The organism is Solitalea longa (assembly GCF_002920915.1).
GTDB lineage: Bacteria > Bacteroidota > Bacteroidia > Sphingobacteriales > Sphingobacteriaceae > Solitalea > Solitalea longa.
Genome location: NZ_PQVF01000006.1, coordinates 119,692 through 133,120, shown reverse-complemented (window position 1 = coordinate 133,120; position 13,429 = coordinate 119,692). Strand labels below are relative to the sequence as shown.

Genomic DNA, 13,429 nt, shown 5'->3' with positions numbered 1-13,429 from the left:
GAGATTGCCTTTCGAGGCAATCTCTTTTAAAATTGTAGCGATTAAATCACTAAAAATTAGTATCTCAAATTCCACTTGTATTCATAACCTGTTTCTGCAACATTTGGTCCCCAGGTCGAGTAAGACCCATCACTGAATTCAGCTTTTGCATACATACGGGTTTTACCAGGTACTGCCCAGGTCACTTTTTTCTCCCATGGCCCTAAAGTTCCTCTATATTTTCCATCTACATAGATGTCGATATTGTAATTAGTGTAATTATCAACAACGATATCACTGTAATCATCTCCATAAACATCCCCACGACCCTTACCTTCTTTATTATTTTTATCGTTTTCCGGCCTTTTTAATGCTTCTGTAGCATCCGATTTGACATTACTTGCCTTTGTTTCAATTGTTTGCTTTTTCTTTGCTTGTTTGCTTTGGGCTAGGGCGCCTGAAGTGGATAGTGTTAATAACAAAAACGTGCCTAATAACGCACAGATGCTTAATGTAAGTTTTTTCATAAATTTTCTTTAAAGTAAATAAAAGTACCTAGCGGTAAATATAATAGATATAATAGATGTTGCTAAAATTCCTGATAGTTTTTTTAAAAAAACTATATTTTTGGTGGAATTTTTATCTTAATAATTTAATCAACAGGATTCTATGAGTCTTATTGCAAAAAGGACAATGGTATGTTTATTCCTGGAAACGTTAGCTGTTATGTTTACCTATCAAAAAAACAAAACTCAAACTAATCAATCACTTTGGCGGATTAATGAACTGGCGGAAATTGGAAGTGCTGCCCGTTTAAGCGGACTTACAGGAGTTGTTGATCTCGTTTTGTTTAAAAAAGGCGGTAAGCCTGGTCTAGAATCAAACTATAAAACGAAGCTTATCCTGATCTCTGCCAACATTGATTTATTGAAGCAAAACCTCTGGTATTAATCAAATTACTACAAATATGAAAATACGTTTATTGATTCCGATCCTGTTACTAAGTTTAGTGCCGGGGGTGCTAATTGCCCAAACTCAAAAAGCATTAATTATCGGCATTGACAAATATAATCCGCCGCAAGGTGTTGTAGCTGAGAATGCTTCACGCGGAAGTTGGACTGACTTAGATGGATGCGTAAATGATGCATCTTCCGTAAAGGATTTGATGATTGCCCGATATTCTTTTGCACCCGAAAGTATCACTACCTTATTTAATCAGGAAGCATCCCGCAGTCGTATTATTGCCGAAATTAATAAACTGATTGCAGATCCTAAATTAAGTAAGAACGATGTAGTTTTTATTTATTACGCGGGGCATGGAAGTCAGGTATATAATTCTTTATCACTGGAAACGGATAAAAAAGATGAATCAATGGTGCCGGCTGATTCTTACAAAGGAGCTGCCGATATAAGGGATAAAGAATTGGCTGCAATGTTCAATAAACTATTGGATAAGGGCGTTTTGCTAACCATCATCTTTGATAGTTGTCATAGTGGATCAGCGGGAAGAGGTTATTTAAATGATCCTCCTAAGACACGTAATCTTGAAGAAAGTAATGCGGATGCAAAAGATGCGTCAACACCGGAAAAACCTGAGTCGAGAGGAGCGCTAATGATCTCCGCGGCCCAGGATTTTGAATTTGCCAAAGAACAGTATGATGAAAATAATGTACCGCATGGTGCATTTACTATAGCCTTATTAAAAGCTTTACAACAACTTACTCCGGATGCATCTGTAACCAATATTTATAGCAGCATCACGGCTATTATGAAGTACTATGGGAAGACTCAAGAACCGGTATTAGCAGCAAGTGAACAACGAAAGGCCGGTAGTTTGTTTGGATTACCGAAAGGAACTATAAAAAATAAATTGGCTATTGGAGTTAGTAAAATTGAAGCTAAAGGAGTAGAATTACAAGGAGGGTATGCTTTTGGCCTGTCGGAAGGTGTAAAACTGGCCGCTATGAGCTCAAAAGATACGTTAGAAATCATGCAGATGCGTGGTGCAAATAAAAGTTTAGCAAGAGTTTTAACGGGATCTCCATCTAAAATACAACCGGGTTCGTTGTTTGAAGTAATCAACTGGACTTCTTCAAAAGCGCCTGCTCTTAAAGTATATATTCCTTCAGTAGCAATTGATGATAAAACACTTACAGGTTATTCCAAAGTATATCAATCATTTCGTCAAAGTATTAAGGGAAAATGGAAAAATGATATTGTCAATACAAATCTGGATAGAATTTATTTTTATGATAATAATAAATGGGTGTATTCCGATGCCAAAAATGGAAAGCAGGAAATTGGTAAATCGTTTTCAGCCTCAGCTTTACAGGCATCACTAGGTAAATCAACTGCTGCATTTGTAAATTTTCCACCTACAACCACATTACAAAACCAATTGCAACAACAATTTAAGGAATTCAATAATATTAAGGTGGTAAGTGATCCTAATGATTCACAGTATACTTTAGTAGGTCGATTAAATGAAAATAATCAGCTTGAATATGCATTGGTGAAAAGTCAGGTTACTGTACAGGATACAACAGAGAGTCTACCCCAACGAACGGATTTTGTTGCTTATACAGACAGCCCCACGAGTGGAGAGCAAGTTGCCGATAAGCTATCAGAATTTGCATTTCGTATTGCCAAAATGCGCGATTGGCTAATGTTAACAGGTCCGGGAGGTCCAAATAGATTTCCTTTTAAATTAGATTTCTTGTATTATACTTCAGGTAAACCGGTTACATCTGATATGGTGAAAGTGAATGATACACTTTCTGTGTACTTATCTTTAGAAGATGCTGGAAGTTGGAACTATAAGAAAAGGTATATCTATGTTTTCTCTATTGATAGTAAAGGTGCAATGAATTTAATGTTCCCTGATCCAAGTGGCGGGAATGTTGAGAATCGTTTTCCAATAACCAATAGTGATGGAAATCCGCAGGTTCAAACACACATTGCTGATATTTTGATTACACCTCCTGCCGGAAGTGATAATTATTTTTTACTCTCATCAGAAGAAGCAATTAATAACCTTAGTGTATTTCAACAAGAGGGGGTGCTTTCCAGAGGGGAAGATATAGGTAGTAAGACCGGTCGTCCACCGAGTGCCTTGGAATCAATACTTGCCACTGGTTCTAAATCACGAAGCGTAACAATCACACCTGTTAATTGGTCAATCACTAAAAAAGCATTTCGTACAATAGAATAAATACACTAGTAATGTTCAAATATCTCTTTAAGAAAGATACCATTTTTGCCACTTTGTCTGTATTCCTGGTCATGGGTCTTTTATCATTCATCCCATTGAATACGCATGTTCTGGACCCTTTGAAACTTGCCTTGCAGGATTTTGATTACAACGACATGGCTTATTCACGACTGGGTAAAAACAATGATATCCCGATTGATACATCCATTGTGGTAGTAAATATTGAAGATGCTGATAGGTTGGCTATCGCAAATATGATTAAGAAGGTCTCCGCCTGTAGCCCGAAAGTAATAGGAGTTGATGTTTTATTTAATGAAAAGAAGGATTCGGTTGCAGATAGTATGCTGAGGACTGCTTTTGCAGCTGATCCGAAGATTGTAATGGCTTATAACTTGCAGGAAGTGGACCATCATTTATCTCATGATGGTTATTTTTTTGAACAGGCTAAAAACAAAGGTTTTGTAAACTTTGTGGGCGAAGAGGGTGGCGTAAATCGCTCGGTTCAATCAGTTTTGCAGGATCATGATAATAAATATTTGCCCTTTGCTGCTACTATTGTAAAAATAGTTGATACAGCCCGATTTCAACAATTCATCAATAGAAATAAAGAATTAGAGACCATAAATTATAGCAGAAATGCTGATAAGTATATAGTTATTGATGGACATAGCTTGTTTACAAATAAGGTAGACACATCCGTTTTATTAAATAAAATAGTGTTACTTGGTTATGTTTCAAAAAGCGATCAGGATGTTCAGGATAAACATTTTACTCCTTTAAACACTCGTTTTATCGGTAAAAGCATCCCTGACCTTAATGGTGTTTTTATACATGCAAATATTATTAATATGCTACAAGAAGGTAGCTATATTAAGCAGTCGCCAAAATGGTTAAACTGGGTAATCGCTCTGGTCTTGTGTTGGTTACATATGGCCTTCTTTATAAAATACTTCCTGGATAAGCATATTTGGTTTCATCTTGCAGCAAAAGTTGCGCAGTTGCTTTCTGCTATATTTTTTGTTTATCTGGGCCTACGACTTTTTTACGGTTCTAATATGCAAATTAACATGACGATCACATTAACAGCTATTGTTGTTGCTGTTGATGTACTGTATTTATATGAGGCTCTTTGTAAGTGGTTATATAAAAAGTATCGGTATGAATCCTTGTTTTCCTTAACATCTCATCATTAATCATATGAAATATTTATTAGTATTAATATCGTTTTTATCGATACGTGCATATGGTACACCGCCAGACTATGTTGTGTATTACACGACCGGTAAATGCTTGAAAAAGACAGGAGGTAAAACGGAAGTAGTAAAAAAAGGAGATAAATTATTGGCTTCAGATCAACTTGTATTGAGCAATGATTCAAGACTGGTGTTAATTTGTAAAAATTTTAAGGCTATTCAATTGACTCAAAAAAATCTAAAGTCATTAAAATCGTTAACAGATTGCAGCAACGAAGGATCATCTCTAACGTCGTCTTATTTTAAGTATGTATGGGCTGAATTCACACATCCGCATGGATCACCAGAAAAAGATCCTCGTCATTACATGAAAAATGTAGGGGCAGTAAACAGAGGATGCCCTTTGCTACAAACACTGGTTTCTATTGATACAATACACTATTATAACGATAAACTACTTGTACGGTGGGAGCCATCTAATGCTTCTTTTGTTACAAGCTTTTATTCTGATGCGATTGATGGACGTTTATTATATACGCACAATCTTAGTGGCAATTCAATACGAATAGAAAATGTGTTAAAGAATTGGGATATCGGGGAGTATTATTGGGAGTTAGCTCCAGAAAATAATATTCCTTGTCAAAGAAACTATTTGCGTATTTGGAATGAAAAAGATTACAGAAATGCAGTAAATGCATTATTAAGCACTGTTGTTCCAACTTCTGCCGCCGAAACGGCCTATATGCAAGGCTATATTCTAGAAGAAAACCATTTTCTTGTGGATGCTGCAAAGAAATATTTAAAGGCTTTTGAGTTGGAGCCAACTAACCAACTCTATAAAAACACACAAGCAAAATTTTATGAATAAAAATTTACAATTATTACTTTTCTTTGGCGCTTTTGCATTTGTTTTTACTGGGTGCATAGGATCAAAACTTGGGTCTGCTAAACAAAATGAAGACCTTTCTGCGAAGATCAAAGAAAAATCCGATGTAATCGATTATGCTTTACTTCATCAACAAACAGTTCCTGATTTAGCCAGTCGCGGTGGCGGCGCTAGTCGAGGGCTCCCTGTTGCAGGTATGGCAGGTAGTGTTATTTCTCTTGCTACCAATGCGGTTAAACAAATGATAGATAATGACAAGAAAAAATACACTGCAGAATATGGATATGCTTTAACCGATTTGTATTTCTATGATCAGTTATCAACTACAGGTCCTTTTGATCCTATTGGAATGCAATTCAATAGCTTTAAATTGGTACGCACGTTTGAAAATAACGGAAAACAGGATACTGCTATGGTGGCTGAATTTGAACTGGATATTGAAAATCCGTATTCGATCATCAATAATTCCGTATTTCGTTTGCGATTAAAAGATTTGAAGATCAATTATGCGAAAGCAAAAGTGGCAGCCAATAGTGATAAGCTGTTGAATGTAGATTTTGAAATTACGTTTAATACTTCATATGTAAACGCAGAGGGGCAATTATTTAAAAATGTTGAGTTAGGTAAGTTTTATTTGTTTGTGCGTAAAGCACCTCTTGATATAACTAAAGATGGATACGCTGAATATTATCAAAGAATAAAAGGTCAAAAACTTGTAGGTCAAAGCTTTATTGTACCCCGTTCTTTTGGCAATCATATTGTAGGTAACTATACATCGGAGCCTTCTTATAGCCAAGGGGCTTATAATATTTCGATTAAGGTCAAAGAGAGTTCTAAAAACAGTTTTGTTAATCAATTAGTTATTGACAATTCAGGTAAATTAGTTGATGCTTTGGGTGATCAAATGAAGAAAACGCTGAAGTAACAGGTTAATGGTTTTGCCTATTTGGTCAGATTTATAATAGAAATGTACCTTTTAGTGTATCTTCAAATAATAGTGTTAACCATCAATAGATAGTTAATATTTTGAAATATAAACATTTAACATAAACCAAAACTGACTAAACAGTCTCGAAAGCAATCGGGAAGATCAAGCGGATTTTCTCCGGTATTCTCCACAATTAAAGCTTAGTTTAAGCCTATATTTGAAGTTGAAAGACGGAAGATATAGGCTTTTTTAATGGCGTTTTGAGTTGAGATGTACAATATTGATTTCAACAAGCGTTGAACCTGATTTTTTTCTACCCCCACAGGAAATGCAGTCTTCCTCCTGCCCCCTCTTCAATGAACCTTCATCTGTCTAATAGTATATCCAGCTAAAATCCTTTTGAGGATTGATTTAACCTCAAAACTGCTTAACTCCAGCCCTATAACAATCCGATGAGCATACGATGTTTTAACAATTTAAGCGTCGTAATCAAGCGCCTCCCCCCTGCTTGCTGAGTACATCCAATAGCTTTTATTCCCTCTTGATATTAGGAATTCCCCAATGAAGTTCATTTAAGCCCATTGCTTTATAAGCGAACCGCAGACCGTAAATGGTGTGTTTAAAACATGAATCGGGTGGGATATTGCGATCTGAGCTACAAGTCAATACATGATAAATGTCATTACATATGCGGTAGTGCAGGTGATACCTTTGCCGAGCATTAAACAAGAAGCTCAATTAGCAAAAAAGCTAAAGTTATTAGAGGGTATTAAAAACGAATAAACTTTATGGAAACCAAAACGATAATCACTGGAGTAATTGGCGCAGATGCACATGCAGTTGGTAACAAAATCATCGCCTTCGCTTTAGAAGACGCAGGATTCAAAGTTGTAAATCTAGGGGTAATGGTGTCACAGGAAGAATACATTGATGCCGCTCTGGAAACCAATGCAGATGCCATTGTTGTGTCTTCCCTTTATGGTCACGGAGAGATAGATTGTAATGGCCTGAGACAGAAATGCGAGGAGGCGGGACTGAAAAATATCCCTCTCTTGGTTGGAGGTAACCTTGTGGTGGGTAAACAGGATTTTGCAGAAGTAGAAAAACGCTTCATGGAAATGGGATTCACTAAAGCATATCCTCCCGGAACATCTCTGGAAACAACGATAGCCGATCTGAAAGCCTTTACCGAAAACTAACATGAAGTTCTTAACAGCCGACTTCGGTAGTACATATACAAAGCTGACGGCTATTGACAGCAGTGAAGCTCGAATCGTGGGAACGGCAAATGCATTTACTACGATCGAAACTGACATTATGGATGGGTTCCGTGCCGCATTGGCCGACCTGGAAATGAAGGTTGGCAAGTTCCCGTACGACAAGCTGCTCTGCTGCAGCAGCGCCGGAGGCGGTTTAAAGATGGTAGCATTGGGTCTTGTACCCGAACTAACTTCTAAGGCAGCAAAGTTGGCGGCGTCAAGCGCGGGGGCAAAAGTCGTAAAGACGTATGCATTTGAAATATCCACCGAAGAACAAGCGGAGATTTACAACATCAACCCCGATTTAGTTTTGCTCTGCGGAGGCACCGACGGCGGAAATAAGGAGGTGATCCTTGCTAATGCCAGAAAGCTGTGCGAAATACAAAGGAACTTCTCGGTCATCGTGGCCGGAAACAAAAGTGCTTCGGCCGAACTCGAGACCATCTTTCAACCATCGGGTAAAGATTATGTCATTACCCAAAATGTGATGCCGGTTTTCAATAAATTGAACATCGAACCCGCAAAACAGTGCATTCGCGAACTCTTTATCAAGAAGATTATCGATGCCAAAGGCCTCTCAGGAGTGCAGCAATTATCCTCCATCGAAATCATACCCACCCCGCTGGCCGTAATGAACGCCTGCGAACTCCTAAGCAAAGGCACTTCTACTACTCCCGGTTTAAACAATTTATTGGCTGTCGATCTCGGAGGCGCAACCACGGACATTTATTCCATGACCGATGGCAAACCTTCCATAGATACAATCCTCATGAAAGGCTTGCCTGAACCTTACAGTAAGCGTACAGTGGAAGGAGATCTCGGAATGCGCTATAGCCTGAATTCCCTACTCGATGAAGCCGGCGTTAATGTACTCTCGCAAGAAATGGGAATCAATGAAGAAGCGGTCGAACAATGGATTCAGACTTGTTTATCCAACCCTGACATCATAGCCTATACAAATAATGAACTTCAAATTGAAGAAGGACTGGCGCGTAAGGCCGTTGAATTAGCAGTTGAAAGGCACTGTGGAATTCTCGAAAGCACTTACACTCCGATGGGTGAAATTTTCTCTATCACCGGAAAAGACTTGACCGAAGTGCCTTATATAATTGGTATAGGCGGAGCCATTATCAATAGTATTAACCCCGTGAAGATTCTCGAAGGTGCCCTCTTCAATCCGAATAAGGCATTATATATGAAACCAAAGAAACCGAAATACCTGATAGATGCCAGGTACATTTTTGCATCAATGGGACTGCTCTGCAGGGTCGATTCCGAAACGGCGCTCCGTCTTCTGAAGACGGAAATACAGTTTGCAACATAGATAAGTGATATAGAATAGTAAAAAACTGAAGAATACACAGTACACCTAGATTGAATAAATTCCATGTGTTTCTTCAGTGATTAAACCCAAACAGTATTACAATGGAAATTAAAAATCAAAAACTATCCAACGACGATTTCTTCGCCGAACGTAAAGAGGTTCTCCAACAATGGCCTACTGGAAAAGATGTCGATTTTGACGAAGCGGTTGCTTACCAGAAATCCATCCCTGCAAAGAAACGCTTTGGAGTTAAGTTGGAACAAGCCGTTAAGGATGGTACTACCCTAATTCAACCTAGGGCCGGAGTAGCGTTATACAAAGAACATATCGAATTACTTAAGTATCTGGAAGACGAAGGAGAAGCAGACTTGCTTCCTACAACTATCGACAGTTACACTCGCCTGAACCGTTATAAAGAAGCTCAAGTCGGTATCGATAAGAGTTTTGAAACGGGACGTTCGATGCTGAACGGATTTCCTGCACTGAACTACGGTGTACATATCTGTCGCGAGGTGACTTCAGCTTTGAAGAGTCCCGTACAGGTACGTCACGGAACTCCAGATGCCCGTTTGCTTACCGAAATTTCCATTGCCGGTGGATTCACGTCATATGAAGGCGGGGGTATTTCTTATAATATTCCTTATTCTAAGAACTTTTCTATTGAACATACCATCGCTCACTGGCAGTATACCGACCGCTTGATCGGATTGTATGAGGAAGCTGGTGTATCCATCAATCGCGAACCGTTCGGCCCTTTGACCGGAACGCTTGTGCCACCATGTATCTCTAACGCTGTAGCTGTAATCGAAGCCGTTCTTGCTGCTACACAAGGGGTGAAGGATGTAACTGTGGGTTACGGACAGTGCGGTAATTTGATTCAGGACGTGGCCGCTATTCGTTCATTGGAATCCATGACACGTAAATACCTTGATCAATTCAGTTTCACTGACGTGCGTATCAGTACTGTTTTCCACCAGTGGATGGGAGGTTTCCCACAAGACGAATCGAAATCCTTCGGAGTGATCTCCTGGGGAGCTGCTGCTGCCGTACTGGCAAAAGCGACTAAGGTAATTGTGAAAACCCCACACGAAGCCGTAGGCATTCCTACCAAAGAAGCCAATGCAGCAGGTTTGAAAGCCTCTAAGCAGTTAGCCTCTATGTTGCAACAGCAAAGTTTCTGTGACATGCCTGCCGTGATTGCAGAAGCGGAAATCATCATGGCCGAAATGACTTGTATATTGAATAAAGTGGAAGAACTTGGTAAAGGTGACTGGGCGAAAGGTACAGTACTAGCTTTCGAAGCTGGCGTTCTTGACATCCCATTTGCTCCAAGCAAATACAACGCCGGTAAAATGATGCCTGCCCGTGATAATAACGGAGCAATTCGTATACTTTCTTGCGGTAATATACCATTGAGCAACGAACTGGTTTTGTTCCACAAACAAAAATTGGATGAAAGGGCAGCCTACGAAAACCGTGCTGTTAGCTTTCAGATGGTAGTTGATGACGTTTATGCTATCGGAAAAGGATTTCTGGTAGGACGCCCAAACGGAGTTAAATAATTAAACTACTTCAGAAAATAAACACCCATTTTGGGCTCATCGGAGCCTTCATTTAGAAATAAATAATCGGCAAATCTATGGTTGTTTTATAATCATGCCTTTGCCCTAAATTCAAAATAAAGAATGAAGATTATTGATGTTATATGCGTGCAAGGAAAAACAGGTTTTTTCTTTGACGACCAAAAAGCAATTAAAGAAGGTGCAAAAAATGACGGCGCATTCTACAAAGGAAAACCTGTAACTGAAGGTTTTTCCGCTATACGCCAGTCGGGAGAATCTATCTCTGTAATGTTTGTGCTTGAAAACGGAGCCATCGCCCATGGCGACTGTGCAGCCGTACAATATTCGGGAGCAGGCGGTCGCGATCCTTTGTTCCTTGCCAAAGACTTTATTCCGGTGATTGAACAAGAAATCGCGCCTTTATACATAGGTAAAGACATCACTACTTTCCGTGCTATGGCTGATTTAGTTGACAAAGCCATTAGTCCTTCAACCGGAAAAATCTACCATACCGCTATACGTTACGGTGTAACTCAAGCCTGTCTTGATGCCGTTGCCAAAAGCAAAAGCAAACTTATGGCACAGGTAATAGCCGATGAATACGGCACTACCATCTCTGATGACATGATTCCTATTTTCTCGCAATCAGGTGACGACCGTTACCTAAATGCCGACAAGATGATTATGAAAGGAGCTAACGTATTGCCTCACGCTTTATTCAACCACGTTGAAGAAAAAGTAGGTTTGAAAGGAGAGAAAATCGCCGCCTATCTTGAATGGTTGCGTAACCGTATCCTTGAGTTCAAGCCTTACGAGTCTTACAACCCTATCATCCATATCGACGTATATGGTACTCTTGGTCTCGTTTTTAACAACGACTTCGAGAAAATCGCAACCTACATCGGTGAATTGGAAGAAGTTGCCAAACCATTCCACTTACGTGTTGAAGGTCCGGTTGACATGGGTGAAAAGAATGCACAAATCGATGCCTTGCGTATTATCCGCGAAATCATGGAAAGAAACGGTTCGAAATCCGAAATTGTTGCTGATGAATGGTGTAACACTTTCGAAGATATTCGCGATTTCTCTACCCATAAGGCGGGACACATGGCGCAGATAAAAACTCCAGACCTTGGTGGTATCAACAATTCAATTGAAGCGGTTATCCATTGTAAAGAAAACGGAATGGGTGCCTACCTTGGTGGTACTTGTAACGAAACCAATCGTTCGGCCGAAGTTTGCGCGCACATTGCCATGGCTACTTCCCCACTTCAATACCTAGCCAAACCAGGTATGGGTGTAGACGAAGGCTATATGATTGTCTTCAACGAAATGCAACGCATCCTCGCGCTTAAAAACAGAATCTAGTAAAGAAAGACATGGAAGAACTTAGGATATTATCGCCAACTGCCATTCTCGGATACGGTTTCCCGATGGAATCGTTTGTAGAAGGCATGAAACGCAATCCGCACGTAATTGCTGTGGATGCTGGTTCAACCGACCCGGGGCCTTATTATTTAGGAGCCGGAAAGTCGTTCACCGATTTCAATTCAGTGAAGCGTGACCTGGAAATCATGATCCCTGCAGCTATCGAAGCCGGCATTCCGGTAGTTATCGGTTCGGCAGGAGGTTGCGGCGGTCACCCTCACGTGCAGTTCGTTGTTGATATCGTAAAAGAAATCACTCGCGAGAAGAAACTTACTTACAAACTTGCCGTAATCCAATCGGAACTCGACAAGGAATTGATAAAAAGCAAACTGACTAAAGGAGAGGTTATTCCCCTTCATCCGGCCAAAGAAATTACTGTAGCCGATGTTGATGAGACTGTTCGCATTGTTGCACAAATGGGTGAAGAACCGTTCATCAAAGCATTAAACGAAGGAGCGAACGTGATCATTGCCGGACGTTCTTACGACCCGTCGGTGTTTGCCGCCCTTGCCATTCGTGAAGGTTTTGACAGAGGACTTGCCCTTCACATGGGTAAAATCCTTGAATGTGCCGCCATTGCCGCCCTTCCAGGTAGCGGTAGCGACTGTATGTTCGGTTACTTGCAAAAAGATGGTTTTATTCTTGAACCTCTTTCACCTTTACGTAAGTGTACTACTCTTTCGGTAGCTGCACATACATTGTATGAGAAAACGAACCCGTACTTCCTTCCGGGTCCTGGTGGCGCTCTAAACCTGCACCAATCGCAGTTCGAACAAATTACGGATAACAAGGTGAAGGTTACAGGCACCGTATTTGAGCCAACCCCGGAGTACTTCGTGAAACTTGAAGGCGTGAAGAAAGTAGGATGTCGCACCATCTCTATTGCTGCTGTCAAAGACCCTGTGATGATCGAGAAAATTGACAGCATTGTAGAAAATGTAAAAAATCGCGTTAAAAACAACTTTGAAAGCTATGGTATCAAAGATTTCTTCCTTGATTTCAAAATCTACGGAAAGAATGGTGTAATGGGGCTCTTCCCTGGAAGTGAAGACCGTGTGGCACACGAACTTTGCATCGTGATTGAAGCCGTGGCAGCTACCCAAGAGCAGGCCGATACCATATGTGGTTTTGCCCGCTCAACAATGCTGCACTTTGGTTACGAAGGACGGATCTCTACTGCCGGAAATCTGGCATTCCCCTTCTCTCCTTCAGATTGTAAAGTGGGTGATGTGTATGAGTTCAACGTGTATCATCTCATGAAAGTTGATGATCCATCAGAATTCTTCCCAATCGAATACATTGATTTTAAAACCGGAAACTAAAAAAGATACTATCATGGAATATAATTTAAGAGATATCTGCTCGGTAATCCGAAGCAAGAATTCCGGTCCGTACGAGTTAACGTTCGACGTTATCTTCAAGGATTTCGATATGTATAATAAGGTGAAGGCTGCCAGGGCTATCAATGAGAAAGCCTTTGCGGAGTTGTTCAATATACCAATGTCAGACATCATGGCTCTGGTTTATTTTGACCCTGCAAAAGCGGTGAAAATCACCATCATTCGCCCCATTCCATCGGGAGCTTTGGGCGAAACGGATGTGTATGGCGCACAACAGCATTCTCCATTGATGGGGTACACTTTCAACATGTAATTTGGT

The 13,429-nt window shown here is 40.1% G+C and carries 12 protein-coding genes; 11 read left to right on the top strand and 1 reads right to left on the bottom strand.

Going from position 1 to position 13,429, the window contains the following annotated elements:
• Window positions 1–56: 56 nt before the first annotated feature.
• Complete coding sequence (locus C3K47_RS09670) at window positions 57–506, bottom strand: hypothetical protein (protein WP_103788934.1); 450 nt, start codon at window positions 504–506, stop codon at window positions 57–59.
• A gap of 142 nt (window positions 507–648) precedes the next feature.
• Between C3K47_RS09670 and C3K47_RS09665 the strand changes: the two genes are divergently transcribed.
• The 11 genes from C3K47_RS09665 to C3K47_RS09615 all read left to right on the top strand — a co-directional run bounded on the left by C3K47_RS09665 (window position 649) and on the right by C3K47_RS09615 (window position 13,423).
• Window positions 649–930, top strand: a complete 282-nt coding sequence (locus C3K47_RS09665; protein WP_103788933.1) for a hypothetical protein — start codon at window positions 649–651, stop codon at window positions 928–930.
• Window positions 931–946: 16 nt separating this feature from the next.
• Window positions 947–3,190 (top strand): caspase family protein, encoded by a 2,244-nt coding sequence (locus C3K47_RS09660; RefSeq protein ID WP_103788932.1) that lies wholly within the window; start codon window positions 947–949, stop codon window positions 3,188–3,190.
• 11 nt (window positions 3,191–3,201) lie between these two features.
• Window positions 3,202–4,383 (top strand): CHASE2 domain-containing protein, encoded by a 1,182-nt coding sequence (locus tag C3K47_RS09655; RefSeq protein WP_103788931.1) that lies wholly within the window; start codon window positions 3,202–3,204, stop codon window positions 4,381–4,383.
• 4 nt (window positions 4,384–4,387) lie between these two features.
• On the top strand, window positions 4,388–5,251 hold the full coding sequence (locus C3K47_RS09650; RefSeq protein ID WP_103788930.1) for a hypothetical protein: 864 nt from the start codon (window positions 4,388–4,390) through the stop codon (window positions 5,249–5,251).
• Window positions 5,244–6,194 (top strand): hypothetical protein, encoded by a 951-nt coding sequence (locus C3K47_RS09645; RefSeq protein ID WP_103788929.1) that lies wholly within the window; start codon window positions 5,244–5,246, stop codon window positions 6,192–6,194. Before C3K47_RS09650 ends, C3K47_RS09645 begins: the two co-directional genes overlap by 8 nt.
• A 791-nt stretch (window positions 6,195–6,985) precedes the next feature.
• A complete protein-coding gene (glmS, locus tag C3K47_RS09640; protein WP_103788928.1) occupies window positions 6,986–7,396 on the top strand; it encodes a methylaspartate mutase subunit S in 411 nt (136 codons plus the stop codon).
• A 1-nt stretch (window position 7,397) separates the two neighbouring features.
• On the top strand, window positions 7,398–8,780 hold the full coding sequence (glmL, locus tag C3K47_RS09635) for a methylaspartate mutase accessory protein GlmL (protein ID WP_103788927.1): 1,383 nt from the start codon (window positions 7,398–7,400) through the stop codon (window positions 8,778–8,780).
• 101 nt (window positions 8,781–8,881) lie between these two features.
• On the top strand, window positions 8,882–10,342 hold the full coding sequence (locus C3K47_RS09630; RefSeq protein ID WP_103788926.1) for a methylaspartate mutase subunit E: 1,461 nt from the start codon (window positions 8,882–8,884) through the stop codon (window positions 10,340–10,342).
• Window positions 10,343–10,465: 123 nt separating this feature from the next.
• The gene (locus C3K47_RS09625) at window positions 10,466–11,710 is read left to right on the top strand and encodes a methylaspartate ammonia-lyase (protein ID WP_103788925.1); all 1,245 of its coding nucleotides are present in this window, start codon (window positions 10,466–10,468) and stop codon (window positions 11,708–11,710) included.
• Between the two features lie 11 nt (window positions 11,711–11,721).
• Entirely contained in the window at window positions 11,722–13,092 is a 1,371-nt protein-coding gene (locus C3K47_RS09620; RefSeq protein ID WP_103788924.1) for an acyclic terpene utilization AtuA family protein, read from the top strand.
• Window positions 13,070–13,423 carry a DUF4387 domain-containing protein gene (locus C3K47_RS09615; RefSeq protein WP_207765272.1) on the top strand — a complete coding sequence of 118 codons (354 nt, stop codon included), beginning with the start codon at window positions 13,070–13,072 and terminating at the stop codon, window positions 13,421–13,423. The genes C3K47_RS09620 and C3K47_RS09615 overlap by 23 nt, the downstream gene beginning before the upstream one ends.
• Window positions 13,424–13,429: the final 6 nt, after the last annotated feature.